Here is a 25,874-nt window from a genome sequence, read left to right on the forward strand (position 1 = left end):
ACGTCGGCCGCCGAATAAACTGTAGACTGAGCGACGTTTCGGGCAGGCGGGACGCGACGCCGAACACGGTTCGACGGCTCTCGACTCACTCCTCCGGTTCGTTTCGCTCGTAGGCACCAGATTTCGAGAGCCGTGCCTGTGCCCGCACGACGGAGGGCGTCCGGCACCGACCCGGTTCGCCGGTCACCTGCGGGACGGTGCAGTTGTTGCAACTCGCACACAGGGCGTCGTGGCCGTCCAACAACCGGGCACCGAGACGCGGTTCGGCGTAGAAGGGCCGCGCCATCCCGACCAGGTCGGCGGCGGGGTCCCTGTCGTCGGCGCCCAGATACCGGTCGCAGTCGGCCCGCGTCCGCAGGCCACCCTCGAGCAGCACCGGTACGTCGACGCGCTCGCGGACCCGACGGCAGAAGTCGGCGTTCCAGCCCGGTTCGTGGTCGAACCGGCGTGCCTGCAGTCGGTTGAGGACCGCCACCGCTCGCGCGCGCGTTCGACCACCGAACGCCGCCGCGTAGTCGTCCTGTAAGTCGCTGGCGGCCCACGCCCGGTCCGGGAACGCGCCGCGGACGATGCTCATGTCCCAGAACGTCGACACCTCGACGGGAACCAGTGCGTCGTAGCCGATGGCGGCCAGCCGCTCGGCGACGTCGACGCCGTCGGACAGCGTCAGATACCTTCGAACGAAACTTGGGGCGACGGTCTCCGCAGGCACCTTCGTCACCAGCGGCACGTCCCCGGCGTGGTCCCGGACCGCGTCGTGAACCGCTTCGAGGAACCGCACGCCGTCGGCGAACTCGTCGCTCCGGTGGTTGTAGAAGGGCGAGAGGAACTGCTGAATCAGGCTCATGTTCGCCGCCGAGAGGTGGATGCCGTCGTAGCCGGCGTCGACGGCGTAGCCCGCACACCGCCCGAACTGTGTGGCGAGGTCGTACACCTCGTCCGTCGAGAGCACGACCGGGTCGAGCGAAATCAGTCCCAGTCGGTCGAGCGCACGCAGCTGCCACGGCGGCCGGGAGACGGCCAGTTGTCGCTCGTCGGGGTGGCGCTCCCGGTAGCCGGCGTGCCACGTCGCCATGCTCCGCAGGCCGCCGTGAGCGAGCTGGAGGAATATCTTGCCCTCGTGTGCATGAACCGCGTCGGTCAGTCGTTCGAGGCGCTCGACGAAGTCGGGGTCGTGGACCCGGGTCATGTTCGGGGCGGCACAGCCACCCTCCGGCGTGACGATGCTGGCGCCCTGACAGACGAGGCCGACGCCGGAGGCGGCGGTCGGTTCGAGCTCGTCGACGAGGGTGTCGACCGCACCGTCGTCGTTGCCGGCACACTCCAGCACCGGGGCGCGGTAGAGGCGGTTCGGCAGCGTGAGGCCACCGACGGTCACGGGGTCGGTGAGGGCGCTCATGGTCGTCCCCATCTGCGCTGCTGCGGGTCCATGTGTTCGCCTAACGGACGATTCGGCAAAACGATGGTGCTCGATTCCTCGCTACTGCTCCGCGGTCCGTTCCGGTCACCGCATCGCTTCGAGGATTCTCGCGGTGCTCGATTCCTCGCTACTTCTCGACCGGCAACAGCGCTACGCGCTCGCGGACGGCGTCGGCAAGCGATCCGTCCGTGGCCGCGAGTTCGGTGTCGGTCACGTCGAAGAACGTCCGAACCCGCTCGGGGTCGTACGCGCCGAGGACGTCGGCGGGGTCGAGGAGCGACCGCAGGTCGTCGGCCGCCCCGGCCTCGTCGCCGCCGACCACGACGGCGACGACCCGACACTCGCCCTCGGTGACGCCCAGCTCCAGCGCGCGGTTGATCTGCCGGCGGCCGGCCGCGTACAGCAGTATCTCGACCCCGAAGTCGTCGGCGATGGTGTCGTCCCGCCGTCGGGCCCGCTCGGCCAGCGCCACGGCCCGTTCGAGGTGCGCGCGGTCGACGATGTAGCGGGCGTCGAACGCCTGCACCGTCGCGCCGTGTCGGTCACCGACGGCCTCCAGGTCCGCGACGAACCCGCCCACGTCCACGATGGTCGCGGAGCCCTCGACGACCCGCATCAGAAATCACCCAGACTGGACTGGTCCTCGCCCGTCTCGGCGCCGTGGTCGTCCTCGTCACCGTCACGCGGCTCCGTCTCGAGGACCTCGACGTCCGGGTCCGGTTCGACGTCCGCCATCGAGGGGTCCCGGTGCCCGGCGTTCTCGAGGACGTTCTCGGCGGTCTTCCGGCGGCCCCGGAGCGCCGCCAGCACCACCGGCTTCGCGGCGTCCCGCAGTTCGGCGCGGTCGGTGATGCCCGCCTCGAACAGGCGGCGGGCGCGCTTCCGGCCGACGCCGCGCACGCCCGCGAGGTCGACCAGTTCCTCGCGCACGCCGTGTTCGACGCGGATGCGGGCCTCGCTGACCGCGCGGGCGGCGTCCGTGTCCAGCTCGCTGGCCAGCGACTCTGCGGCGCCGAGCAACCACTCGGCGGTCTCGACCTTCCCGCGGATGTCGCCCGGACCGACACCGTAGCGCTCGGTGATGGTGTCCTCCTCGACCTCGTCGGCCCAGTCCTCCAGCAGGCGGGCGGTCTTCAGCGCCGACAGCCAGTCCTCGAAGCGCTCGTCCTCGAACTCCGAGGGTGTCGGCCCGAGCAGCTCGTCCTCCCGTTCGTACAGTTCCATCTCGTACTCTTCGCGGTCGCCCGAGCGCAGGTAGAGCTGGTACATGTCCGGCGTCCGCGAGACGAGGTGGTACAGGCCCAGCGCGGAGATGTCGTCGGGGTCTGCCTCGCCCGCGGCGGCCTGTCCGTCGGCGAGTTCGCTGGCGGTCGTGAACCCGCCCTCCGTCGCCGCCTCGGCCGACTCGGCGGCCGACCGCTGCCAGTCCCGCAGCCCGTCGATGATCTCGGCGGCGCTCATCGGGTCCAGATAGAGGCTGGAGACGGTGTGGCCCAGCGACGTCGCGTCGAGTTCGCCGCCGTCGACTTCCAGGAACCCGTTCCGTTCGAGGTAGGTCAGCATGTCGTCGACCACGCGCTCCAGCCGGCCGGTCTCGTCGGTCTGGCTGGCATAGAGCGTCTCCTCGAGGAACTCGAGCAGGCCCGACCGGGAGCGGGCGAACCCCGAGGCGACGGTGGCGAGGATGTGGGTCCGCATCGCCGGCTCGGCCGCGAGCTTCGACCGGACCGGCTCCGGGTCGGCCCAGACGTAGCGCTCGAACAGCTCGTCCAGTTCGTCGTGGCTGTTGGCGACCAGCACCGCCTCGCCGTAGGGGTCCAGCCCCGGCCGGCCCGCACGGCCCATCATCTGGTGGACCTCCAGCACGGACAGCGGTTGCATCCCGCCCGCGGTCCCGTCGTAGCGGCGCCAGTCCCGGACGACGACGCGCCGGGAGGGCGTGTTGACCCCGGCCGCGAGCGTCGGCGTCGCACAGACGACCTTGACGAGGCGGTCCCGGAAGGCGTCCTCGACGAGTTCGCGGTGCCCCCGGGCGAGGCCGGCGTGGTGGAACGCCGCGCCCTGTTCGACGGCGTCGGCGAGGTCGTCGCTCGTCTCCGTGTCGCTGACGTCCCGAATCTCCGCGGCCACGTCGGCGAGTTCGGCTTCCTCCTCGCCGGTGAGGTGGGGTCGGACCGTACTCCCCAGGCGCCCGGCGGCGGCCTCGGCGTTACGCCGGGAGTTGACGAACACGAGCGACGACCCACCCTCCTCGACGAGGTCGCCGTCCTCGTCGTAGTCGTCCTGCAGGGTGTCGCGGACGACGGCGGCGGTCGGCTTCTCGTTGTTCTGGACCGCCAGCCGGCGCTGGCTCCCGTCTTCTAAGTGTAGGGCCTGTCCGTAGTGGACGCCCTTCTGCAACTCGATGGGGCGCCAGTCCGAGTCGACGAGTTCGGCGTCCAGCCACGTCGCCAGTTCGTCGGCGTTGCCGATGGTCGCCGACAGCGCCACGGTCTGCAGGTCGGGGTTCAGTCGGCGGAGTTTCGCCAGCGTCACCTCCAGCGTCGGGCCGCGCTGTCCGTCGTCGACGAGGTGGACCTCGTCGCTGACGACGCAGGTCAACTCCTCGAGCCACGGCGCGTCGTTTCGCACGAGGGAATCGACCTTCTCGCTGGTGGCGACGACGATGTCCTTGTCGCCGAGCCACCCGCCGTCGGACTCGTAGTTGCCCGTCGAGACGCCCACGTCGAGGCCGTACTGTTCGAACTGCTCGAACTCGGCCTGCTTCTCGCTGGCGAGTGCCCGCAGGGGGACGATGTACAGCGCCTTGCCGCCGCGGGCGACGGCCGAGAGCATCGCCAGCTCGGCGACGAGGGTCTTGCCGCTGGCGGTGGGTATCGCGGCCACGATGTTCTGTCCCTGAGTGACCCCCGCGTCGACGGCCTCGGCCTGTGGGGGGTACAGTTCCTCGATACCGTCGTCGCGCAGGTGGTCGGGGAGCCAGTCGGGGACTCCCGGCAGGTCCGCAACGTCCATTACACCCCCGTTGGACCCCGTTCCGATTTAAACTGTCGTCATCACCTGCCGGCCCGAGGGGAACGCCTTTGACCGTCACGGGCCAACGCGACCGTATGTACGTCGAATACGACCGTGACACCTGTATCGGGATGTTCCAGTGTGTCGCGGAGTGGGACGCCTTCGAGCGAGACGAGGACGCCGGCAAGGCGGTGCTGGCCGACAGCGAGGAGGAGTCCGAGGACCTGTTCGTGCGCGAGATACCCGAGGACGCCGAGTTCGACGCGAAGTTCGCGGCCCGGGCCTGCCCCGTCGAGGCCATCACTATCTACGACGAGGACGGCGAGCAGCTGGTCCCCTGACGCCGAAACTGACAGGGGTCTGCCGTCCTCACTCCCGGTAGATGGTCCGCTGGCTCCTCCGCCGACTCGTACAGGGCGTGCCCGCCCTCCTCGCGCGTGCCGGACTGGTCGACCGACAGAAGGCCACCGAGGCCACCGACCTCGCCGCGCCGGTGATGGTCACCGGCGGCCTCCGCATCCTCCTGCGACTGGCCGACTTCCTGATGGTCGGCGTCGCGCTCGGCGACGCCGCCATCGCCGGCCTCGAGCTGGGCTTCCAGTACTACTTCGTCGGCTTCGGCCTCTCGCTGGCGGTGTCCTCGGGCACCATCAGCGTCGTCTCCCGGCTGCAGGGGAGCGACAGACCGGCCCGCGCGAACCTCGCGGTCAAGCAGTCGCTGTGGATCGCCCTCCTGCTGTCGGCGCCGCTGACGGCCGTCTCGTGGCTGTATCCGGACGTGCTCGTCGGCGTTCTCGCCGACGACGCCGCCACGATCGACTTCGGCGCGACCTACCTCTCCATCGTGATGCTGTCGATGGCCCCGCGCTTCTGGAGCATGGTCGCCTCGCGGGCGCTGGCCGGCAGCGCGGACACCCGCACCCCGATGTACGTCCGCCTCCTGACGCTGCCGACGAACGTCGTCCTCAACGCCGTCCTCATCTTCGGCCTCGGCCCGTTCCCGCGGCTGGACATCGCCGGGGCGGCCATCGGGACGGCCGTCGCCAACACGCTGGCGGCGACCATCTTCCTCGGCCTGCTGGTCTCGGGGCGGTACGCGGTGCGCTTGCCCCTGCGGGGCCCGCAGTTCGACCTCGGCCTGCTGACCGAGATCGTCCGCGTCGCCCTGCCGCTGTCGGGGATGCGCCTGCTCCAGACGTTCGCGCGGTTCCCCTTCCTGTTCGTCCTCGGGGTGCTGGGGACGCCGACGCTGGCGGCCTACGCCATCGGTCGGCGGGTGATGCTGCTGGCGCTGATGCCCGCGTGGGGGTACGCGACGGCGGCGTCGACGCTCGTGGGCCAGCACCTCGGGTCGGGCGAGGAGTCCTCGGCGGCCGAGTACGGCTGGCAGACTCTTCGGGTGGCGCTGGCCGTCCAGCTGGCCATCGGCGCCGTCCTCGTCGTCTTCGCCCGCCCCGTCGTCTCGCTGTTCGGTACGGAGTACCCGGCACTCGCGGCGCAGTTCGTCCGGGTGTTCGGCCTCATCGTCGCCGGCTTCTCCGTCTCGCGGACGATGCGGGGGAGCCTGCGCGGGGCCGGCGACACCCGCTGGCCACTGTACGGCACGGTTCTCGGCGGCTACTGCTTCCGTCTCCCCGTGGCGATGCTCGCGCTCCCGGCGTCGTTCGTCGCGACGGTGCCGCTGGTCGGGGTGAGCGTCTCGCCCGGCCTCGGCCTCGGCCTGCCCGCCATCTTCGTCGCCCTCGTCGGTGACTTCTACCTGAAGGCGGCGGTCAACACCGGCCGTTTCTGGACGGGCAAGTGGCGCGACGTGGCCCGCCGCTCCGGCGTCGGCGTGGCCGACGACTAATCGACTATTGCCTCTGCTTCCACCTCGACGACGGCCCCCTCGGCGGCGAGGCCCGACACCTCGACCATCGTCGCCGCCGGCCGCACGTCCCCGAATACCTCCTCGTGGGCGCGGCCCACCGCCGTCTGGTGGCCCATCTCGGTGACGTACAGCCGGGTGGCGACGACGTCGTCGGCGCTCGCTCCGAGGTCCTCCAGCGCGTCCGTGACGATGTCCAACGCGTGTTTCGTCTGCTCGTAGGGCCGGCCGGGTGCGACCACCGCCCCGTCGTCGTCCGTCGCGATGGTCCCGGCGACCCGGACGGTGTCGCCGGCCCGTACCGCCCGCGAGTAGCCGACCTGCGATTCCCACTCGGTCCCGGTCGAGACGCGCTGTCTGTCCATACCGAGGCAGGGGTGCGGCAAGCGGATAGTCGTTTCTCAAGGTTTAATGCGGGGCCTGCGATAGACTCGGCTATGAGCACGGCAACGAAACTCGTCCTCGGGACAATCGCTGCGTCGGCACTGCTGTCACTCCTCATCGTCGCCAACCTGATTCTGTTCTCGGCCTGATGTTCACCGAGCGCTCGCTGGACGGCGAACTGTCGGCGGTCCGGGAGGCGTACGCCCCCGACGCGCTCGTGTTGAACTGCCAGCGGGACTTCGAGACGCTGGACTCGGCCGTCGCCGAGGAGCTCCTCCTCGTGACCGACTCGGTCGACCCGCTCTCGTACGACCCCTCGTGGGTCCCCGAGAGCGCGCCCGACCAACTCCACCGCCTCGCCGGGAGCGACCTCACCATCGGGATGCCCGGCGACGGCGGCGTCGCCTGGACCCACCAGACCGAGCCACCCTGCGTGTTCGTCAAGCCGCGACTGGAGACGTCGCCATCGGACTTCGTCGACTTCCTCGTCGCCGAGGCGCTCGTCGAGGTGGCACTGGACGAACCCGAACACTTCCTCGGGTTCTTCGGTGAACGCTACCCCGAGTTCGCCCGCGTCACCGACCCGCGACTCGGCCCCGCAGACACCTACCAGCTGGCGGCGGCGCTGTACGACGCCTACCTCGGCCGCCAGACCCGCGCCGCCTTCCGCGAGTGGGCCGAGGACTACCCCGACCTGTACGACGCGTGGGCCGACGCCGGCGAGCGCCTCGAGCCCCGCCTCTCGGACCTCCCGGGCGAGCTCGCCCGCGGCCAGACCGGGTTCGCCGCGGCCGCGGAACTGGCCTGTAGCGCGGTCAAACACGGCGTCGACCTGCCGGCCCCCTTCGCCGCGCTCGACACGGAGGCCTACCGCGAGTACGGCGCCGACTACGCCATCCAGTGGGCCGAGACGACCTTCGAGCAACTCGACTGACGGCGCCGACGAAGTTGGAAGAGAGTCGATACTGATTCCCCCCGGACCCGGTACGGAGTCGACCCGGAGTTCGAAAAACGGCCTTTTATCCCCGTCACGTCGTCTCGACCGGGAGGTGCCCACCTCCCGTGACTCCCATGGACGAGCCAACTCCCACCCGACGACGACTCCTCCGCACGACCGGGGCCCTCGCGACGGCCGCGGTGGGTGTGGGGACCACCGGCGCCGCGGCCGCCGGTGCGGGCAACGACAACGGCAAACAGTTCGGACGCGTCTACGCCAACGACGTCCTGTGGCGGACGAACGTGGTCCACGTCCTCGACGACCGACCGGACCCCGAGGACCGGATCTACTTCCTCCACGACGGCACGCAGCCTATCGTCGCCAACGGCGAGGCGAGCGACGAGCAACTGTCACCGTTCGTCTCCGAATCGGCGCCCGGTGACCAGGACTGGAACGGCGGTCAGTGGACCCACTTCGGCGCGGAAGTGACCGACGTCGACGCGTTCAACGCGGACGCGCCGCTCACCAGCGCCGCGGACGTCCTCGCCGCAGACTACGTCGAGGTGGAACTCGGCCGCCCCGGCTTCGGCCCGCCGAACTACTTCGTCTGTCCACTGAACGGCCGCGCGTAGGCCGTTCGGCCCGCTCTCGTCGCGGCGCGTTTACGATGACAGACGACGTGTCACAGCCGCTCCAGCACCGCGTCGGCGTCGTAGTTGAGGCGCAGTTCCCGCGAGCGCCCCCGGCCCTCGACGTCGGTGTAGTCGGCGTCGATGATGCCCAGCTGGTCGAGTTTGTTGATGATCTCCGAGTAGCGGGTGTAGCCCAGTCCGCTGGTGTCGTTGAACGCGTCGTAGATGTCGCCGGCGCGCTTGCCGTCGTGGTCGGCGATGACCTCCACGAGCGTGGCCTCCGAGTCGGACAGTTCCTGCAACCGCCGCGAGAGGTGGACGTACTTCGACTTGTCGTAGGCCGACTCGACGTCCTCGAGTTCGACCGACCGCGAGGCCCGCATCTCGGCGTTCATCCCGGCCCGGCGCAGGAGGTCGATGCCGACCCGCAGGTCCCCGCCCTGTTCCTCGGTGAGTTCGGCGACCCTGTCGAGGACCGCGGGTCCGACGACGCCCTCGTTGAACCCGCGCTCGACCCGTTCGTCGAGGATGTCGACGATCTCGGTCTGGTCGTACTTGTTGAAGTACACCTCCTCGGGGCGGAACACCGACTGCACGCGCGTGTCCAGCGCCTCGATGACGTCGAGTTCGAGGTCCGAGGAGACGCAGATGACGCCGATCTTCGCGCCGGAGTGGGCCTCGTGGGCCCGCAGCAGCGAGTACAGCGTGTCGCTGGCCTCGGACTCGTAGAAGAGGTAGTTCACGTCGTCCAGGGCCACCACCAGCACCTCGTCCTCCTCGACGAGCTTGTCGGTTATCTGTGAGAACAGCTTCTTGAAGGAGATACCCGAGGAGGGGGGTTCGTAGTCGAATATCTCGGCGAACAGCCGCGAGAAGACGGCGTAGCGCGTCGAGTCAACCTGGCAGTTGACCCGTACCGCGCGCACGTCCGTCTGGGCGGTCAACTCGTCGAACAGTATCTGTGTCGCCGTCGTCTTGCCGGTGCCGGGCGGACCGCGAGCGATGACGTTGAGCGGCCGCGACCCCCGGACGGCGGGGCGAAGCGAGTACTTGAGCGTCTCCATCTGGGTCTCCCGGTGTTTGAACGTCTCCGGGAGCCAGTCTATCTCGAAGACGTGCTCGTCCCGGAACACGGACTCGTCCCAGCCGAGCATCCCCTCCTCGGGGTCGTCGCTCATCACTTTCACCGAGCTTCCCGGACCACTTAACCATTTGCCACCGATAGTGAAAGTGAAACTGCCGGTGGGCGCCGGGCCGCCCCTGACCGGCGTGTTCGGGGGCTGTCGCAGTGTGCCGTCGTAGGCCCGCGGGTGCTCGTTCCCTGGGACCGCTGTCTGCGGTGCACCGCGTCCAGCGGGCGGCACCGCCGCTCAGTCGAACTTCCCGAGCAGCCCGGCGTAGAAGCCGTCCTCGCCGTCGTCGTCGGCCAGCTTCTCGACGATGAGCTCCGGGGTCGACCGGGCGAGTTGCCCCTTGACCGGCGAGCGGTTCACCCGGAGTTCGCCGTCGACCAGCCCCTCCGCCTGGATGCCGTCGATAGTGAGGTCGGCGTCGGACGCCGCCACGATGTCCTCGGCGAGGTGCGAAACGAACACCCCGGTCGCCTCGCGGTCGGTCAGCGACTCGAGGATGCCGGCGATGATGGTCGCCGCCGCGCCGGGTTCGGTGATGGACTCCAGTTCGTCGACGAGTACCATCACCGGCCGGTCGGCCGTGATGTCCGTGACCAGCTCCCCGAACTCCCGGAGCGTCGACTCGAAGGCGCCAGCGTCGAGGGTGCCCTGCGTCTTCGCGTGGTAGTGCAGCTCGGCGACCCGGCCCACCCGGGCCGACTCGGCGGGGACGGGCAGCCCCATGTGTGCGAGCGTCGTCACCAGCGCCACCAGGTCGAGCGTGGAGGTCTTCCCGCCGCTGTTGACCCCCGAGAGGACCGTGACACCGTCGACGGCGTAGTCGACGGGTTCGACGGCCTCGAAGGGGACGTCCAGCAGGGGCGAGCGCCCGCCCTCGATGTCGAACCCGCCGTCGTCGGTGACCTCGGGCATCGTGCACTCGAACTCCGCCGCGAAGCGGGCGACGGCCAGTTCCACGTCCAGTTCGAGGGCGTCGGCGACCAGCCGCTCGGCGTCGCCGCGCACGTCGGCGAGGTCGTCGGCCAGTTCGCGCTTCTGTCGGGTCGCGCGCCGGTCCCGGGCGGCGGTCAGTTCCTCGCGCAGGCGGCTCACCACGTCCTCCTGTCGCTCGACGGGGTACGTGGGTTCGTCGGGGAACGCCCGGCGGGCCATCGCCTCGGTGTCTCGCAGTTCGAGGGCGTCGACGAGGTGGTCGCGGGCCTGTTCGACGGCGGCGGCGTACTCGTCGGCCAGCTCCCGGCCCAGCAGCGAGTCCACCCCCGCGCCGCGCTCGACCAGCGAGAGGAGGTCGGTCCCCTCGATGGTGACGTCCCGCTCCTCGATGGCCTCCCGGAGGTGGTCGTTGGCGACGCTCTCGGCCGTCGAGACGGCCGCGTCGAGGTCGTCGACCGCCGTCGCCAGCCGGTCGAGTTCGTCGTCGCCGCGCACGCTCCCGTCTTCTTCCAGCCTGTCGAGCGCGTCGGCGAGCGTCTCGAGGTCACAGGGTGCCTCGAGGCCGGCGGCGCGGTGGACCTCGGCGGCCGCCCGCACCCGGTCGCGATTGCGCGCGAAGAAGGTGAGAACGCGTTCGGGGACGACCGACGCGGGTTCGTCCAGCGCGTCCGGTTCGACGCGGACGTCGCCCTCGACGTCGACGCCGGCGAAGGCCTCGTCCAGCGCGACCACCGTCGAGTACGAGCGGGCCAGTTCCGCGAGCTGGCGGGCGTCGTCGACGACTTCGACGCTCACCTCGGGGATGGCCTCCTGAGCCTCCGCGTAGCGTTCGGCGTCGCTCGTGGCGAGACAGCGGTCGCGGACCCGCACGTCGCCGGGGTCGGCCAGCGGTTCCACGCCCGACAGCGCCTCGCGGACGGCGGGGTCGGGGTCCCGGGCCATCGCGCGCTCGCTGAACTCGCGGACCTCCTCGATGCGGCTTCGGACGCCGCTCGGATAGAGGGTCTCCAGTCGCTTCGCGGCGTAGTCGGTGACGGTCCGCTCCTGCAGGAGGCCGAGCGCCGCACCGAATATCTCCCGGGCACGCGGCGTCGCAGCGAACCCGCCGGGGTCGTCGTGGTCAGCCCGGATGGCGCCCCGTGCGATGCGGGCGGCCCGCCCCTCGCTGATACCCGGTGCCTGCGAGAGGGTGGCGACGTCGCCGTCGCGCAGGGCGCGTTCGGGGTCGTCCAGTTCCCGAAGCGCCGTGGCCGTCTTCGCCCCGACGCCCGGCACCGATTCGAGTTCCATCTGTCGGCTCATTCGACGCCGACGAGAAAAAACCTCGCGTCGCTGGCACCGCTCGCCGCCGTCTGTGGCCCGCCCCGAACGAGAAAGGTTATAGTGTTTAGGCCAACCTAAACAGAATGTCGAAGATGGAACCGCAGGCAACGACTGTCGCTGCCGACACGCCGGCTCGTGACGCGGACTCGTCGCCGCAGGTGACGGCGCAGGAGACCGTTCCGGGCCGCACGGTGTTCACGGCGACCGACAACCCGGACGGGTGGATAGCGACCGACCTGACGGTCGACGCCGCGGACGTCCGGTGAGGCGAACAGCACGACAGCCGCTCGACGATTCGACAGCGAACGACCACCGATGACAGAGCCTACAGACGATACGACCACCGACGCGGAGAAGACCACGATCACGACCGGGCGGAACTTCGAGGAGGAGTACCGACTGCGCGCGGCCGACGCCGGCGAGTTCCTCGTCGCCCTCGGCGAACAACTGCAGGCGACCGACGAACTCACGCTCGAGGGCGACGAGTGGGAACTGCCCTTCGCCTTCGGTGAGCCGGTGCGCCTCGAGATCGACTTCGAGGGCGTCGACGACCCGGAACTCGAAATCGAGGTCGAAATCCCGGGCCGCACCGACGAGACCGCGCCCGACGTCAGCTAACCGCCGCCGTCCTTTCGCCTACCGTATCGCGGACTCGAGGACGAGCGTGTCGTCTTCGAGGTAGTGGTCGATGACGTGGGCGTGTTCCTCCAGGTCGACGAGTTGCTGCCGGAGCAGCTCGCCCGTGGCGTGGTCGCCGAGGTTCTCGGCGAGGCTGATGTGGTCGCGGTAGCTCTCGATGATGTCGCCGTACATCTCCAGATCGTTCCCCAGCGACGTCCGGATGTCGTAGACGTCCTCGTCCTCGGCCTCGACGGTCGCGGCGTCGGCCAGGGCCGGCATACTCGCGTGCGGGACGCCGCCGAGCGCCTGGATCCGCTCGGCCACGGCGTCGGCCGCCGCCTCGACGTCCTCGTAGGCCTCCTGTAACCAGACGTGGATGTCGTGGTGTTCGGCGCCCTCGACGTTCCAGTGGTGCTTGTGGAGCTGGTGGTAGAGGACGTACGCGTCCGCGAGGTCGCGGTTCAGTGCGTCGATGATCTGTTCGGCCTTGTCCGTGTCGAGACGGACGGGGTTGTCCTCGACGGTGCCTGCCGTTCGACGGGTCAGTTGCTCTGTCGCCATGCCAAGTGTTACCGACACTACCGGTCTACTAAACGGTTCTGTGCACCTCGCTTCTTGCGGTTTCTCCGCTCGACCCCGACTCCATGTTCGATACGTACGCTTGCTCGTCACGGGGCCGGTCGATAGTTCCCGTCTCCGAACTGACCGGTGGGGATGCAGAAAACCTATGGTCGCGTTGGCCGCCTTCCGAGATAGATGGCGACAGACGCCACCGACGTTCGCGGCCCACTGCGGACCTTCGCCGAGGACTACGGTCTGCTCGTCGTCGCCGGCCTCTTCGCCGTCCTCGGGGTCGCCGGCATCGCGCTGTACGTCTTCGGCGATACGGCCTACGCCCAGCGGCTCCTCGAGCGGTACGGCCTGCTGGCGCTGTTCTTCGTCTTCGTCCTCGAGGGCGCGATGCTGCTCTACTTCGCGCCCAGCGAGGGGCTCGTCCCCGCGGCCGTCGCGGTCCTGGCGCGGACCGCCGGCGGCTACGACCTCCCGGCCGTCGCGGCCATCCTCCTCGTGGCCGTCCTCGGCGCCACGGCCGGCCAGACGGCGCTGTTCCTGCTGGCGAAACGCGGCGGCCGCGAGTGGCTCCTGGACCGGCCGTGGTTCCGCGTCGACGAGGCCCAGATGGACCGCTTCGGCGCGATGTTCGACCGCTTCGGCCTGCTCGCGGTGCCGCTGTCGAACACGCTGTTGTTCACCCGCGGAATGTTGACGGTGCCGGCCGGCGTCGCCGGGATGGAGACACGCCGGTTCGTCCCGCTGTCGGCGCTGGGCACGCTCTCGTTCGAGATTCTCCTCGCCGCGGCGGCGATGGGCGTGCTGGAACTGCTCTAGTCGACCGTCTCGATGCGCTCGCGGAGCCACGCCGCGGCCCGTTCGACGGATTCGGCGTCGTCGCCCGTCACCTTCACCCGGCCCGGCGTGTCGTCCTTCCGGGGGTAACTGCCGACGGCGACGCCGAAGGACTCGCGGGCCTCCGTGACGACGCCGACGACGGCGCCCTCCGGGGCGGGCGTCTGGATGGTCTCCGTGGTCCGGTCGCCGCCGAAGTCGTCGGCGACGGTGGCGAACATCGCCTTCAGCTCCTCGGGGATGCCCGGCAGGACGTAGACGCCGTCGAGGACACAGCCGGCGGCGAAGCTCTCGTCGGTCAGCAGCGGCTCGGCCCCCTCGGGGACGCCCGCCCACGCGTCCAGGTCGAGGTCCATGTCGTAGCGGTCGACCATCTCGGGGTTGTTCTCGGCGAACCGCTCGGCCTTCGCTTCGAGGTGGGCACGGACGTCCTCGGGGACGACCATCTCGCGGTCGAACGCCCGCGCGACCGCCGCCTTCGTCACGTCGTCTGGCGTGCCGCCGATACCTCCCGTCACGAGGACGGCGTCGAAGGCGTCGCGGTAGCGGGCGACGGCGTCGGCGATGACCGCCTCGTCGTCGGGGACGGTCAGGATCCGTGTGACCGTCGCGCCAGCGTCGCTCAGCCGACGGGCCAGCCACGTCGCGTTCGTGTTCTCGGTGTCGCCCGACAGTAGTTCGTCGCCGACGGTGACGAGTGCGACTTGCATACCCGACTCCGAGGCGACTCGGACGGATAACCGTTCGGTCGGCGCCGGCTCACGCCGTCGGCGGGTCGACCGCGGCCTGTACCCCGAGCCAGTTGTGTATCATCCCGCTGTCGTCCGGCACGGGGACGACGGTGACGCGGTTGCGAAAGCGGCTCCCGTCCCGGCGGTAGTTCCACAGGTCGACGGTCGCCCGCTCCCAGATGTCGACCGCCTCGTGGAGCCGGGCGACGGCCGCGGGCTCCGTGTCGGGCCCCTGCAGGAGCCGGAGGTTCTCGCCGCGGAGGTCGGCCAGCGAGTAGCCGGTCAGCGCTCTCGTCTGCCGGTTCGCGTAGACGACGGGGTTGTCCCGGTAGGCCGGCCCCGAGAGGACGAGCCCCAGCGGCCCGTCGTCGAAGTGCCTGACGCGCCGGACGAGGTCGCGGTCGCGGGCGTCGAGGTCGCCCGCGGCCTCGTCGGGCACCGTCCCGGGGTCGGCCGCGGCGACACCGTCGAGGTCGTACCGCTCGTGGAGTCGCTCGTGCCGACGCTCGAAGGCGCCGCCGTCGGCCAGCAGGCAGTCGACGAGGTCGTCCCTGAGCGACATCGGGCGGTGGTCGGGTGCGTGGCCACAAATCGCTACCGGGTCAGGCGGCGACGGCCTCGGCCAGCAACTCCGTGAGACCGACGACCTCGAGGTCGTCCTCGAAGCCGCCGGTCTTGCGGCCGTCCTCGTACATCGTCATGCACATCGGGCAGGCGACGACGAACTTCTCGACGCTGCCGCCGGCGTCCGTGTCTTCGAGGGCCTCGCGCAGGCGCTCCTCGCTGGGTTTGGGCTCCTCGTCGAAGTCCATCCAGAGGCCGCCCCCGCCGCCGCCACAGCAGAACGAGTCGGCGCGGTTGCGCGGCATCTCGTGGCGGTCACACCCCGTCGCGTCCACCAGCTCTCGGGGAGCCTCGAACACGTCGTTGTACCGCCCGAGGTGACAGGGGTCGTGGTAGGTGACGGTGTAGTCGAGTTCGTCGCCCGAGAGCCCGAGCGCCCCGGACTCCGCGAGGTCGGCGACGACCTGCGTGTAGTGGCACACGTCCGACCCGTCCCACTCGCAGGCGTCGAACTCGGGGTACTCGTTCCGGAAGGTGTTGAACGAGTGGGGGTCGGTCGTCACGATGGACTCGAACTCGCAGTCCGCGATGGCGGCGGCGTTGTCCTCGACGAGCATCTCGTAGAGGCCCTCCTCGCCGACCCGGCGCACGTCGTTCCCGTCGGTCTGTTCGGCCTCGTAGAGGATGCCGTAGTCGACGTCGGCGGCCTCGAACACGCGGGCGAGGGCCTTCGCCACCTGCTGGTTGCGCTCGTCGTAACTCGGGTAGTCGCCGACGTACCAGAGGTACTCCACGGGCTGGTCGCGGGCGTCGGGCACCTCGAAGTCGAGGTCGTCGGTCCAGTCCGGGCGCTTCCGTTCGGGGTCGCCGAAGGTGTTGCCGTGCTGGAACACGTTCATCATCGCGTCCTGCACGTGTTCGTCCATCTCGCCCGACTCGGTGAGCCGCCGGTTCATCTCCGTGAACTGCGTGACGTGTTCGATGTCGACCGGGCAGGCGTCCATGCACGCCATGCAGGACATGCACGACTCCATCGTGTGGGCGTCGATGACGCTGGTCCCGCCGTCGGCGACGATGGGCACGTCCTCGCCGCCGGCGTCCCGCTGTTCGCGGTAGCGCTTCAGGTCCAGAATCACGTTCCGCGGGTCGAGCGGCCGCCCGGACGCCTTCGCGGGGCAGACCGACGAACACCGGCCGCACTTCGTGCAGGCGTCGTGGTCCAGCAACTGCTTCCACGAGAAGTCGTCTATCTCGCTGGGGCCGATGTCCTCCGGTGCGGCGTCGTCGGGCACGCCCGGGAGGCGGACGCCGGCCTTCTCGTCGCGGGCCACGAGGTTCCCGAACGACGAGAGCATGTGGAACGGCTTGGCGTAGGGAATCCACGCGACGAACCACAGCGCCACCAGCGCGTGGCTCCACCAGACGAACGGGTAGGCGGCGGCGGCCGCCTCTGGGGTCACGCCCGCGAGCAGGAGGACGTCCCTGACGAACCACCCGACGAAGCTCACCGTCTCGAAGGAGACGTCGCGGACCGTCGACGTCCCCAGTATCCGGACGCCCTCGGTGAGGTAGCCGCCGACGCCCAGCACGAACAGCGCCCCGAGAAACAGGTCGTCCTCGCGGGACGTGTGTCGGTCGTGGAGTCGCTCCATGCGGCGGCCGTACCGGCGCCAGAGGGCCACGCCGACGCCGACGACGAACAGCAGGCCCATCGCGTCCATCACGAAGGAGTACGAGAGGTAGAAGCGACCGACGAAGAACGACTCGCCGGTCAGCGGCCGGTAGAGGTCCATGTCGATGCCCAGAATCGTCGTCCCGATGAGCAGCGTCAGGAAGCCCCAGACGACGAAGGCGTGCATCACGCCCGCGACGGTGTCCCGGTCGAGTTGCTTGCGGTTCGAGAGCGCCAACCGGGCCGCCGTGAACACCCGGTCGGGGAGGCCGTCCAGTCTGTCGAACGGGTCCTCGCTCGCCCGCGCGTACCGCGCCACGCGGGCGTAGACGCCGTAGAGGAACACGAGGATGGCCAGCGCGGCCAGATAGTAGAAGACGGCCTTCCCCACGGGCCCGATGCGCCAGAACGTCGGCCGTGTGGTCGTCTGCAGCGCGATTGACATACTCTACCACGTGTCACGATGGCACTTGAAACTTGGCACGAACCGTCGCCGTCCCCGAGAATTTATGAACGGTTGAAAGTTTCTGGCAGTATCGCGTCGCCCACCCAACACCTATATACGTCGGCGATGGAAGGTACCGGTCCGATGGACGAGAAGACAGAGGAACTCCGTGACATCTTCATGGACGTCGCCGAGGAGGGGACGGTCACGGAATCACAGGAGGCCGCACGCGGGTCGCTGACCGACGTCGACGAGTCGACGGTCGCGGAGCGACTCCGGGACGTGGTCGCCCGGATGCGGGACCGCTACGAGTTCCGCACGGCGCTCGACGACGACGCGCTCGTGACGGTCGTCCGGGCGTTCTACGAGGGCCGCGAGGACGACGCTATCGCCGACGACCTCGGGGCCGACGCGTCGACGGTGTTCGAGGCCCGCCTCGACCTCCACCTCCTGCGTGAGGGCGACGACGACGCCGGGTTCGACATGGCGGCGTTCCGCCGGCGGACCGTGGCCGGCGCGACGACCGACGAACTGGCCGAGCGCTTCGATGTCGACGCCGACACCGCCGCCCACTACCGCCGCGTCGTCGAGGCCCAGGCCGCCGCCCGACGGGTGAGTCACCGCTTCCAGAGCGCGTTCGAGGACGTCCTCACGGAGGCCGGTCTCGCGACCCAGATGACCGCCGCCGTCCGCGAGAGCGGCCTCGAAGAGGCGACCGAGGACATCGACTCGCTGGATTCGGACGCCGACGTCTCGATGTGACCCGGCGAAGGTTTTTGACCGAACGCGGGGCCAGCGGCGGCCATGGCAGCCCACACCTTCCGCGAGCTGGAGACCGCGGCCTACTGCCCGCGTAAACTGTACTACCGCCGCCGGGACGGCCCGCCGGACGTCCCCGAGGGCGTCGGCGCGATACGCGACCTCGCGTTCGACTACGAGCGGCTCCTGACCGACGACGCCGCCCTGCTGACCGCCCCCATCGAGGCCGACCCGACCACCGTTCGGGAGCGCCTCCGCGACGCCCGGGACCGGCTCGACGAGTGGGACGCGCTCGCCGACCCGGCCGACCGGGACGTCTACCTCTCGGGGAAGGACGCTCGCGGGGTCGCCCACAAACTCGTCAGGACGGACGCCGGCCCGGTCCCGTCGCTCGTCTTCGCCGGAAAGCCCCCCGAGCAGGGCGTCTGGGAGCCACAGACGGTCAGACTGGTCGCGGCGGCGAAGGCCCTCTCGTGGGGCTGTGAACGGCCCGTCGAGCGAGCGTACGCGGAGTACCCCGCCCACGGCGTAGTCCGGGACGTGGAACTGACGGCCCGGCGGGCGGGCGTCTACCGGCGAGCGCTCCGCACCGCCGAGAGCATCGACGGGCCGCCGGCGCGGGCCGACAGCGACGCGAAGTGCGAGCCCTGCGAGTACCGCGAGGACTGCGGGGTGCGGACGCGCTCGCTCCGCTCGCTCCTCTAGGTCAGTGCTCGGCCAGCCACGCCTCGACGGCGTCGGCGTCGGTACCTCGCCGGTGGATGGTTCCGGCCCCCACGTCGACCACGGTCGACCCGGTGCCGCCGGGCGTCTCGCCCGCGTCGAGGACGACGGCGGCCTCCGCCCGGACCGCGTCCAGTTCGTCGACGGTTGTCGCACTCGGGTTGCCGGAGACGTTCGCGCTCGTGGCCGTCAGCGGGGCGACCCGCTCCAGCAGCGCGAGCGCGACCGGGGCGTCGGGGACGCGCACCCCGACCCGCGACCCGCCGGCAGTCAGCACGTCCGGCACCCCCTCGCGGCGCTCGACCACGACGGTGACCGGGCCGGGGAGGAACTCGCGCATGAACCGCTCCTCGCGTTCGGTGGGCCGGGTGTACTCGAGGGCGGCGTCCACGTCGGGGACCGCCATCGAGACGGGCTTGTCCCGCGCCCGCCCCTTCGCCTCGAACACCCGCTCGACGGCGGCGGCGTCGGTCGCGACGGCGGCCAGCCCGTACACCGTCTCGGTGGGGTACACCACGAGGTCGCCCTCGCGGAGCGCCGCCGCCGCGGCCTCGAACTCGGCCTCGTCCGGGTCCGCCGGCCCGGTCACAGCTGGGCTTCCACGGCGTCGTAGTCGGGGAAGGCGGGCCACTCCTCGCCGACCCACGCGTACTCGATGGTCCGGTCCGAGTCGAGGACGAAGACGGCGGGCCGCGGCTCCGCGAGGCCTGCCATCCCGTCGAGGTCCATGGCGATGCCGTACCGCTCGGCGACGCCGTTGGCCGGGTCCGAGTAGAGCCGGTAGTCGCCCTCGATGTCGCGCTCCTCGAGCAGGTCCTTGTGGGCGTACGGCGTCGAGATGGAGAGGCCGACGACCGTCGCGTCCTCGTGCCACCCTCGGTCGCGGATCTCGTTCCAGACGTACGTCGCCGGGAACGCGCCGTCCATCGCGTGGAACACGAGGACGACGGGGTCGTCGCGCTCGGCACACAGCTCCGAGAGGGCCACGTCCTCCCAGAACTCGTCGTTGACCAGCGGCCGGGTGAAGTCCGGTGCCCGCTCGCCCTCCGCCGGGTGGTCGGCCTCGCCGAGGTCGACGATGTCGAATTCGAGCTCCATCGTCACGCGGCCTCCCCGTACGTGTTCTCGATGTACTCGACGATGTTCGCGCTCTCGCTCATCGTCACGCCCGTGTTCTCGTCGACGATGGCGGGGACGGTCCGCTTGCCCGAGAGGCGCTTGACCACGTCGCGCTCGGAGTGCATCGGTTCGACGAACCGCGAGCGGTACTCCAGCCCGTGTTCGTGGAGTTTTCGCACGACTCGCTCGCAGTACGGACACGCCTGCAACCGGTAGAGTGTGATGTCGGGGTCGCTCATACGCCCGTTCGTACGCCGGAGACGCTGGTAAGGGCTTCGGCGGTCCGGCCATGACAAGCCTTAATCCCCGGCGATTACAACTTCGACCGTTGATGGCTCTGGACCCACCAGCGACGTTCGAGCTGCCCACAGCGATGCTGCAGGCCGTCGAGGTCGTCGGCATCGCCGTCCCGCAGAGCGCCGTGTTGTTCGGTGGAATCGCTCTCATCGTCTTGCTCATCGTGCTGTCGGCGTTTTTCTCCTCCTCTGAAATAGCGATGTTCTCGCTGCCCTCTCACCGGACCGAGGCGCTGGTCGAGGACGGCGTGCCGGGCGCGAAGACGCTCAAACAGCTCAAGTCCGACCCGCACCGGCTCCTGGTGACCATCCTCGTCGGCAACAACCTCGTCAACATCGCCATGTCCTCCATCGCCACGGGACTGCTCGCGATGTACCTCACGCAGGGGCAGGCCGTCGCCGTCGCCACCTTCGGCATCACCGCCGTCGTGTTGCTGTTCGGCGAGAGCGCCCCGAAGAGCTACGCCGTCGAGAACACCGAGTCCTGGGCGCTGACCATCGCCAAGCCGCTGAAGGCCGCCGAGAAGTTCCTGCTCCCGCTCATCCTCCTGTTCGACTACCTCACCCGCATCGTCAACAAGATAACCGGCGGCCGGTCGGCCATCGAGACGTCCTACGTCACCCGCGAGGAGATACAGGACATCATCGAGACGGGCGAACGCGAGGGCGTCCTGGACGAGGAGGAACGCGAGATGCTCCAGCGGACCCTCCGGTTCAACGACACCATCGCCAAGGAGGTCATGACGCCGCGGCTGGACATGACCGCCGTCGCGAAGGACGCCACCGTCGAGGAGGCCCTGGAGACCTGCATCCACAGCGGCCACGCGCGCGTCCCCGTCTACGAGGGGAGCCTGGACAACGTCATCGGCGTCGTCCACATCCGGGACCTCGTGCGGGACCTCAACTACGGCGAGGCCATCCCCGAGGACATCGTCTTAGAGGACCTCATCGAACCGACCCTGCACGTCCCCGAGTCGAAGAACGTCGACGACCTGCTGACCGAGATGCGCGCCGAGCGGATGCACATGGTCATCGTCATCGACGAGTTCGGGACCACCGAGGGGCTGGTGACGATGGAGGACCTCACCGAGGAGATCGTCGGCGAGATCCTCGAGGGCGAGGAGGAGGAACCCATCGAGTACGTCGACGACGACACGGTCACCGTCAAAGGCGAGGTCAACATCGAGGAGGTCAACGAGGCGCTGGAACTCGACCTCCCGGAGGGCGAGGAGTTCGAGACCATCGCCGGCTTCATCTTCAACCGCGCCGGCCGCCTCGTCGAGGAGGGCGAGACCATCACCTACGACGGCGTCGAGATCCGCGTCGAACAGGTCGAGAACACGCGCATCATGAAGGCCCGGGTCGTCCGCCTCGCCCAGGAGGACCCGGAGGCGACCGAGCCGGACGGCGACGCCGAAGAGGCCCAGCCGGAGTGACTCAGAACAGCGCGCTGACGCCGAGGAACAGGCCGTAACTCACGCCGAACGCCAGCACGAGCGACCCGACCCACGCCAGCACCGTCTTCCCCATCTTCTCGCGACTCACCTCGCCGCCGCCGGCGGCCGCGCCGGACCCGACGATGGCCGAGACGATGATCTCGTTGAACGAGACGGGGATGCCGAAGAAGACGGCCGTCTGGGCGATGAGGAAACTCGGGATGAGCGCCGCGATGGAGCGGCGCGGCCCAAGCGAGGAGTAGTCCTGCGAGAGGGCCTTTATCATCCGCGGCGCGCCGGTCCACGACCCGAGGAGCAGGCCGAACCCACCGAACAGCAGGACACCCGTGAGTGGGACGACAGCGGCCGGCCCCGAGTCGAGGAGCGGCAGCAGGGGACCGAGCGCCAGTCCGACCTGACTCCCGCCGGCGGAGAAGGCGACGAGGCCACCCAGCACCAGCAGGAAGTGGCGCTGGCCGGCCGCCTCGTCCGCGGCCACGTCCCGGTAGAGCAGCCCCCCGCCGAGCACCGCGGCGAGCACCGTGAGGGCGGCTATCGTCGGGAGCGTCGGCGTCCCGAGGGTGTCGGCGAGCGACCCGGCGACCGACGCCTGAGCGGCGCCGGGCGCCAGCAGGACGAACCGGACGTTCGCCAGCAGCGCCGCGACGAGGCCGCCGAGGGCAGGCACCAGCAGCCGCTCCGGCACCGACTCGTGTCGCAGGAGCCACGCCGTCGTGAAGGCGATGCCGCCGCCGACGAACGGCACCGCGACCCACAGCGAGACGATCTCGACGTACTTCGCGGTCGCCGGTTGGCCGCCCATCGCGAGGCCGACGCCGACGACGGCGCCGGTGACGGTGAAGGCCGTCGCGATGGGGTAGCCGGTGAAGATGCCGATGGCGACGAGGACGGCGGCGGTGACCAGCGCGACGATGGCGGCGATGGCCGAGAGGCCACCGCCATCGGGGAAGAGGACGAGGCCGCTCCCGACCGTCTCGGTGACGTTCGCACCCTGCAACACCGCGCCGGCCAGCCCGAGGATGCCGACGAAGAAGCCGGCCCGCATCACGGAAATCGCGTTCGCACCCACTGCTGGTGCGAACGGTGTCGACCCCGAGGACCCCGCACCGATAGCCCACGCCATGAAGAGACTCGCCGCCGACGCGACCACCAACGTCACCAGCAGACTCGTCGCGACCATCTACACCCGCTTTTGCCCTTCCCCGCAATGAGGGTACCGCTCGCCGCGTCGCCTATCTCCACCCGAAGCGGAGGGGTATGGTAACTATACACATGGTGGGTGAGCGGCTTCGTTACTTTCCACACGTAAGCGAAATCCCGGCTGGACACCGTCGGCGTTCGACCTATGGTGCCCTCGTGGGTACGGTCAGTGGTCCGCGACGACGGCGTCGGCGGTGTGTTGCCCGCTGATGAGACACATCGGGACGCCGACCCCGGGCGTCGTGAACGACCCGGTGTAGTAGAGGCCGTCGAGCGCCGACGACCGGTGGCCGGGTCGGAGCGGCCCGGTCTGGCGCAGAGTGTGTGCCAGTCCGAGCGCGGTGCCCTGCGGGTCGTCGTAGCGCTCGGCGAACTCCGAGACGCAGGCCTCGTGTTCGACGACGATGCGGTCCCGCAGGTCGACGCCGGTGTGGGTCGCGAGGTCCGAGAGGACCCGCTCGCGGAACCACCCTCGGGTCCCCTCGTCGTCGTCCAGTCCGGGCGCGACGGGGACGAGGACGACGACCGTCTCGTGGCCGTCGGGGGCGACGCCGTTGTCGGTGACGGAGGGGACGTTGACGTAGTAGGCGGGGTCCTCGGGCCAGCGCGGGTCCTCGAAGATGCTCTCGAAGTGTGGCTCCCAGTCCTCGGGGAGTATCAGCGTGTGGTGTGCCAGCGGGTCGACGCTCCCCTCGACGCCCAGATACAGCATGTACGCCGACGGCGCGTAGGTCCGGTCGTCCCAGTACCCCTCGCGGTACTCCCGGGTGCCGTCGGGCAGGAGGTCCCGGTCGACGTGCGCGAGGTTGGCGTTCGCGACGACGACGTCGCGCGTCGCGGCGCCGTCGGCGGCGGTGACGGTGACGCCGTCGCTCGCGCGCGCCAGCCCAGACACCTCGCAGTCGGTCCGCACCGAGACGCCGAGCTCCTCGGCGAGGGCGACCAGCCCCTCGACGACGCTGTAGAGCCCGCCCTCGGGGTAGTAGACGCCGAGTTCGAAGTCGACGTGGCTCATCAGGTTGTACAGCGCCGGCGTGTTGTACGGCGACCCGCCCAGGAACACGAGCGTGTACTGTAGCAGCTGGCGGAGCTTCGGGTGGTCGAAGTAGTCCGCGACGTGGTCCTGCATCGACCCGAGGAAGGTCAGTCCGCGGGCCGACCGGAACACGTCCACGTCGAGGAAGTCGCGCAGGCGCTGGCGGTCCTCGTAGACGAACCGCTCCATCCCCACCTCGTAGGTGTGCTCGGCCTCCGCGAGGTAGCGGTCCAGTGCCTCGCCCGCGCCGTCCTCGTAGGACTCGAACACCGCGCGGTTGTGCCGCATGTCGGGCCGCATGTCCACGCTGTCACAGACGTCGTGGTCCTCGCCCTCCTTCCAGATGACGCGGTAGTGGGGGTCCAACTGGACGAGGTCGTAGTAGTCGCTCGGCTCCCGGCCGAAGTGGCCGAAGAACCGCTCGAACACGTCGGGCATGAGGTACCACGACGGGCCCGTGTCGAAGGTGAACCCGCCGTCCTCGATGCGGTTGGCGTGCCCGCCCGGGCGCTCGTGTCGCTCCAGCACCTCCACGTCCGCGCCGGCGTCCGCGAGGTAACACGCCGTCGCCAACCCCCCGAACCCGGCGCCGACGACCGTCGCCGTCCGTCCGGCCAACGGCGTCCTCGTCGTGGGCGTCTGCGTGGGTGTCATCGGCGGCCCTAGGGACAGTCCCCCGGTAGGTCGTCACCCGCTGTTCTGTGGGTTCTTAGACCGGCCCGGTGTCTCGGCCGTGACGGACCGTCCGCGCCGACTCGACGACGGCGAGCGTTCCGTCGACCGTCACCCGGAGTTCGTCGCCGTCCCGGCGGAGCGTCTGTGTCACCCGTATCGGGTCCCGCGAACGCACTTCGACGTCTGCCGCCGACAGACACCACGGGAACTCCCAGAACGGCGTCTCTCGGACGTCGACGCCCCGCTCCCAGAGGAAACCCCCGACCGCCGGCGTGTCGTACAGTCGGAGCCCGACCGGCATCTCGATGTGGGCCGAACAGGAGGGACAGTCCGACACCGCACAGACGTCGAGGTACCAGCTCGGGTCGAGGTCGACCGTGCCGACGGTCGTCCCGCCGCAGTACGGACAGGTACCGTCAGCGGCGAGTGCGAAGTTGGTCCGGACCCAGGCGGCGTAGCTCTCGAACAGCGCGTCGACGTCCCGGACCTGTGCTCCCCGTGGCGGGAAGGTCCCGTAGTGGGGGGTCACGCCACAGTCCGGGCAGCGGACGTCTACCCGGCCCTCGTCGTACACCCCTTCGAGGCCGGCGCCACACTCCGGACAGTCGCCGTCGAGCGCGACCGACGACACCGCGTGGCCGCCGACGAATCCGCCGGAGGCGGCGACGTTGAGCGCCCGAAGACCCGCCGGACGGAGGCGGTAGCCATCCCCCGACTTGAAGATGAACTGGTCGGTGAGCTCGCCCAGATGGTAGTTGAAGCGGCCGCTGTCGTCGACGCCGACAGCCGACTGGAGCGTCGAGAACGACGCTGGACCCAACTGTCGAACGGCACAGAGGATCTCGACGCGAACAGGGTCGGCGAGGAGCCCGAACGCCTCACCCGCCCGGTCCGAGTCGACGTGTTCGAGTGACTCGGGCATAGCCGCCATCTCTCGGGGCGGCGAGGTCAGTGTACCGGTCACCGGCCGACAGAAGATTTCTTCTGGAGAGCGGGTCGCCCGTCCTCGGGGACCGGGTTCCGAGGCGGCGACAGCGGCGAGCGAACTCGGACCGGTATTCGCCGACAGAGTGGCGGGAGCGTCCGTCTCCGCCCCGAACGACGCGACGGCGTGCCGCCCCGAAGTCGACGACGCGTTCGTCCGACCACAGAAATATAATTCTGATTACACTTATCGGGGAACGTCGTCACCGAACGAGTATGATGCCCGACCGAACACAGCCGCGCTCGGACGGCCGAATGGACGGCGTGTCGATTCGCTCCGGCTCGCGACGCCCGAGTCGTATCACGTTCCGAACAGTCGTCGCCCTGTGGGTTGGCTGTTTCCTGTCGCTCCCGCTCGTCGTCGACCACGTCCTCGTCCACCTGCTGTGGTGGGCCGTGGTGGTCGCCGTCCTCGCCGGCCTCGCCTACAGGCGCGTTCCCGTCACGCCGACTGTGCGACCCCGCTCGGGCGAACCCGAGCGGTAGGCCGACGGACGACCCGGCGAGCCGACACCGGCGGCTCGGTGGTTGCCTCCGCATC

At 69.8% G+C, this 25,874-nt stretch carries 28 protein-coding genes; 12 read left to right on the forward strand and 16 right to left on the reverse strand.

The window, feature by feature from the left end; all coding sequences use genetic code 11:
- Positions 1-85 precede the first annotated feature (85 nt).
- The 3 genes from ACV7GQ_RS17065 to ACV7GQ_RS17075 all read right to left on the reverse strand — a co-directional run bounded on the left by ACV7GQ_RS17065 (position 86) and on the right by ACV7GQ_RS17075 (position 4,435).
- Positions 86-1,399 carry an oxidoreductase gene (locus ACV7GQ_RS17065; RefSeq protein ID WP_470311399.1) on the reverse strand — a complete coding sequence of 438 codons (1,314 nt, stop codon included), beginning with the start codon at positions 1,397-1,399 and terminating at the stop codon, positions 86-88.
- A gap of 148 nt (positions 1,400-1,547) precedes the next feature.
- Entirely contained in the window at positions 1,548-2,036 is a 489-nt protein-coding gene (gene cgi121 / locus ACV7GQ_RS17070; protein ID WP_470311400.1) for a KEOPS complex subunit Cgi121, read from the reverse strand.
- The gene (locus ACV7GQ_RS17075) at positions 2,036-4,435 is read right to left on the reverse strand and encodes an ATP-dependent DNA helicase (RefSeq protein WP_470311401.1); all 2,400 of its coding nucleotides are present in this window, start codon (positions 4,433-4,435) and stop codon (positions 2,036-2,038) included. Before ACV7GQ_RS17075 ends, cgi121 begins: the two co-directional genes overlap by 1 nt.
- 95 nt (positions 4,436-4,530) lie before the next feature.
- Here ACV7GQ_RS17075 and ACV7GQ_RS17080 point away from each other — a divergent pair, with 95 nt between their 5' ends.
- Positions 4,531-4,776 carry a ferredoxin gene (locus ACV7GQ_RS17080; RefSeq protein WP_470311402.1) on the forward strand — a complete coding sequence of 82 codons (246 nt, stop codon included), beginning with the start codon at positions 4,531-4,533 and terminating at the stop codon, positions 4,774-4,776.
- A gap of 41 nt (positions 4,777-4,817) precedes the next feature.
- Entirely contained in the window at positions 4,818-6,284 is a 1,467-nt protein-coding gene (locus ACV7GQ_RS17085; protein WP_470311403.1) for an MATE family efflux transporter, read from the forward strand.
- Here ACV7GQ_RS17085 and ACV7GQ_RS17090 read toward each other — a convergent pair.
- Complete coding sequence (locus tag ACV7GQ_RS17090; RefSeq protein WP_470311404.1) at positions 6,281-6,667, reverse strand: RidA family protein; 387 nt, start codon at positions 6,665-6,667, stop codon at positions 6,281-6,283. The two genes, ACV7GQ_RS17085 and ACV7GQ_RS17090, sit on opposite strands and share 4 nt — an antisense overlap.
- Positions 6,668-6,739: 72 nt before the next feature.
- Between ACV7GQ_RS17090 and ACV7GQ_RS17095 the strand changes: the two genes are divergently transcribed.
- The 3 genes from ACV7GQ_RS17095 to ACV7GQ_RS17105 all read left to right on the forward strand — a co-directional run bounded on the left by ACV7GQ_RS17095 (position 6,740) and on the right by ACV7GQ_RS17105 (position 8,255).
- On the forward strand, positions 6,740-6,835 hold the full coding sequence (locus ACV7GQ_RS17095; RefSeq protein WP_470311405.1) for a hypothetical protein: 96 nt from the start codon (positions 6,740-6,742) through the stop codon (positions 6,833-6,835).
- Positions 6,835-7,620 (forward strand): DUF7089 family protein, encoded by a 786-nt coding sequence (locus tag ACV7GQ_RS17100; RefSeq protein WP_470311406.1) that lies wholly within the window; start codon positions 6,835-6,837, stop codon positions 7,618-7,620. Before ACV7GQ_RS17095 ends, ACV7GQ_RS17100 begins: the two co-directional genes overlap by 1 nt.
- Positions 7,621-7,757: 137 nt before the next feature.
- Positions 7,758-8,255 carry a hypothetical protein gene (locus tag ACV7GQ_RS17105; protein WP_470311407.1) on the forward strand — a complete coding sequence of 166 codons (498 nt, stop codon included), beginning with the start codon at positions 7,758-7,760 and terminating at the stop codon, positions 8,253-8,255.
- Positions 8,256-8,305: 50 nt separating this feature from the next.
- Here the strand turns inward: ACV7GQ_RS17105 and ACV7GQ_RS17110 are convergent, their stop codons facing one another.
- Complete coding sequence (locus ACV7GQ_RS17110) at positions 8,306-9,433, reverse strand: ORC1-type DNA replication protein (RefSeq protein WP_220617427.1); 1,128 nt, start codon at positions 9,431-9,433, stop codon at positions 8,306-8,308.
- Positions 9,434-9,625: 192 nt separating this feature from the next.
- The gene (locus ACV7GQ_RS17115; RefSeq protein ID WP_470311408.1) at positions 9,626-11,611 is read right to left on the reverse strand and encodes a helix-hairpin-helix domain-containing protein; all 1,986 of its coding nucleotides are present in this window, start codon (positions 11,609-11,611) and stop codon (positions 9,626-9,628) included.
- A gap of 125 nt (positions 11,612-11,736) precedes the next feature.
- Here ACV7GQ_RS17115 and ACV7GQ_RS17120 point away from each other — a divergent pair, with 125 nt between their 5' ends.
- Complete coding sequence (locus tag ACV7GQ_RS17120) at positions 11,737-11,910, forward strand: hypothetical protein (RefSeq protein WP_470311409.1); 174 nt, start codon at positions 11,737-11,739, stop codon at positions 11,908-11,910.
- Between the two features lie 49 nt (positions 11,911-11,959).
- Positions 11,960-12,262 carry an amphi-Trp domain-containing protein gene (locus ACV7GQ_RS17125; protein WP_470311410.1) on the forward strand — a complete coding sequence of 101 codons (303 nt, stop codon included), beginning with the start codon at positions 11,960-11,962 and terminating at the stop codon, positions 12,260-12,262.
- Between the two features lie 18 nt (positions 12,263-12,280).
- On the opposite strand, the gene dpsA is transcribed toward ACV7GQ_RS17125, so the two are convergent.
- A complete protein-coding gene (gene dpsA / locus ACV7GQ_RS17130; RefSeq protein WP_470311411.1) occupies positions 12,281-12,826 on the reverse strand; it encodes a DNA starvation/stationary phase protection protein DpsA in 546 nt (181 codons plus the stop codon).
- A gap of 195 nt (positions 12,827-13,021) precedes the next feature.
- Between dpsA and ACV7GQ_RS17135 the strand changes: the two genes are divergently transcribed.
- Positions 13,022-13,654, forward strand: a complete 633-nt coding sequence (locus tag ACV7GQ_RS17135) for a DedA family protein (protein WP_470311412.1) — start codon at positions 13,022-13,024, stop codon at positions 13,652-13,654.
- Here the strand turns inward: ACV7GQ_RS17135 and ACV7GQ_RS17140 are convergent.
- Genes ACV7GQ_RS17140 through ACV7GQ_RS17150 form a run of 3 tightly spaced genes read right to left on the reverse strand, consistent with a single transcriptional unit; the run spans position 13,651 to position 17,084 of the window.
- Positions 13,651-14,382 carry a competence/damage-inducible protein A gene (locus ACV7GQ_RS17140; protein WP_470311413.1) on the reverse strand — a complete coding sequence of 244 codons (732 nt, stop codon included), beginning with the start codon at positions 14,380-14,382 and terminating at the stop codon, positions 13,651-13,653. The genes ACV7GQ_RS17135 and ACV7GQ_RS17140 overlap by 4 nt on opposite strands.
- A gap of 49 nt (positions 14,383-14,431) precedes the next feature.
- Positions 14,432-14,965: a PAS domain-containing protein gene (locus tag ACV7GQ_RS17145; protein WP_470311414.1), complete on the reverse strand. Its 534-nt coding sequence runs from the start codon at positions 14,963-14,965 to the stop codon at positions 14,432-14,434.
- A 40-nt stretch (positions 14,966-15,005) separates the two neighbouring features.
- A complete protein-coding gene (locus ACV7GQ_RS17150) occupies positions 15,006-17,084 on the reverse strand; it encodes a (Fe-S)-binding protein (protein WP_470311415.1) in 2,079 nt (692 codons plus the stop codon).
- Positions 17,085-17,228: 144 nt separating this feature from the next.
- Between ACV7GQ_RS17150 and ACV7GQ_RS17155 the strand changes: the two genes are divergently transcribed.
- Together ACV7GQ_RS17155 and ACV7GQ_RS17160 are read left to right on the forward strand one after the other, a co-directional pair.
- Complete coding sequence (locus ACV7GQ_RS17155; RefSeq protein ID WP_470311416.1) at positions 17,229-17,846, forward strand: conditioned medium-induced protein 4; 618 nt, start codon at positions 17,229-17,231, stop codon at positions 17,844-17,846.
- 42 nt (positions 17,847-17,888) lie between these two features.
- The gene (locus ACV7GQ_RS17160; protein ID WP_470311417.1) at positions 17,889-18,548 is read left to right on the forward strand and encodes a CRISPR-associated protein Cas4; all 660 of its coding nucleotides are present in this window, start codon (positions 17,889-17,891) and stop codon (positions 18,546-18,548) included.
- A gap of 1 nt (position 18,549) precedes the next feature.
- Here the strand turns inward: ACV7GQ_RS17160 and ACV7GQ_RS17165 are convergent, their stop codons facing one another.
- Genes ACV7GQ_RS17165 through ACV7GQ_RS17175 form a run of 3 tightly spaced genes read right to left on the reverse strand, consistent with a single transcriptional unit; the run spans position 18,550 to position 19,924 of the window.
- Complete coding sequence (locus ACV7GQ_RS17165; protein WP_470311418.1) at positions 18,550-19,155, reverse strand: L-threonylcarbamoyladenylate synthase; 606 nt, start codon at positions 19,153-19,155, stop codon at positions 18,550-18,552.
- Entirely contained in the window at positions 19,152-19,664 is a 513-nt protein-coding gene (locus tag ACV7GQ_RS17170) for a redoxin domain-containing protein (RefSeq protein ID WP_470311419.1), read from the reverse strand. The genes ACV7GQ_RS17165 and ACV7GQ_RS17170 overlap by 4 nt, the downstream gene beginning before the upstream one ends.
- A 2-nt stretch (positions 19,665-19,666) precedes the next feature.
- A complete protein-coding gene (locus ACV7GQ_RS17175) occupies positions 19,667-19,924 on the reverse strand; it encodes a glutaredoxin family protein (RefSeq protein ID WP_220617415.1) in 258 nt (85 codons plus the stop codon).
- 92 nt (positions 19,925-20,016) lie between these two features.
- On the opposite strand from ACV7GQ_RS17175, the gene ACV7GQ_RS17180 reads away from it, so the two are divergent.
- Positions 20,017-21,417: a hemolysin family protein gene (locus ACV7GQ_RS17180; RefSeq protein ID WP_470311420.1), complete on the forward strand. Its 1,401-nt coding sequence runs from the start codon at positions 20,017-20,019 to the stop codon at positions 21,415-21,417.
- Between the two features lies 1 nt (position 21,418).
- On the opposite strand, the gene ACV7GQ_RS17185 is transcribed toward ACV7GQ_RS17180, so the two are convergent.
- The 3 genes from ACV7GQ_RS17185 to ACV7GQ_RS17195 form a co-directional block, all read right to left on the reverse strand.
- Positions 21,419-22,618, reverse strand: a complete 1,200-nt coding sequence (locus ACV7GQ_RS17185; RefSeq protein ID WP_470311421.1) for an inorganic phosphate transporter — start codon at positions 22,616-22,618, stop codon at positions 21,419-21,421.
- Between the two features lie 186 nt (positions 22,619-22,804).
- A complete protein-coding gene (locus ACV7GQ_RS17190; RefSeq protein WP_470311422.1) occupies positions 22,805-24,328 on the reverse strand; it encodes a phytoene desaturase family protein in 1,524 nt (507 codons plus the stop codon).
- 55 nt (positions 24,329-24,383) lie between these two features.
- Complete coding sequence (locus ACV7GQ_RS17195) at positions 24,384-25,271, reverse strand: ArsR/SmtB family transcription factor (protein ID WP_470311423.1); 888 nt, start codon at positions 25,269-25,271, stop codon at positions 24,384-24,386.
- Positions 25,272-25,552: 281 nt separating this feature from the next.
- Between ACV7GQ_RS17195 and ACV7GQ_RS17200 the strand changes: the two genes are divergently transcribed.
- On the forward strand, positions 25,553-25,819 hold the full coding sequence (locus ACV7GQ_RS17200) for a hypothetical protein (protein WP_470311424.1): 267 nt from the start codon (positions 25,553-25,555) through the stop codon (positions 25,817-25,819).
- Positions 25,820-25,874: the final 55 nt, after the last annotated feature.

Source organism: Haloarcula sp. MBLA0163, from assembly GCF_055632435.1.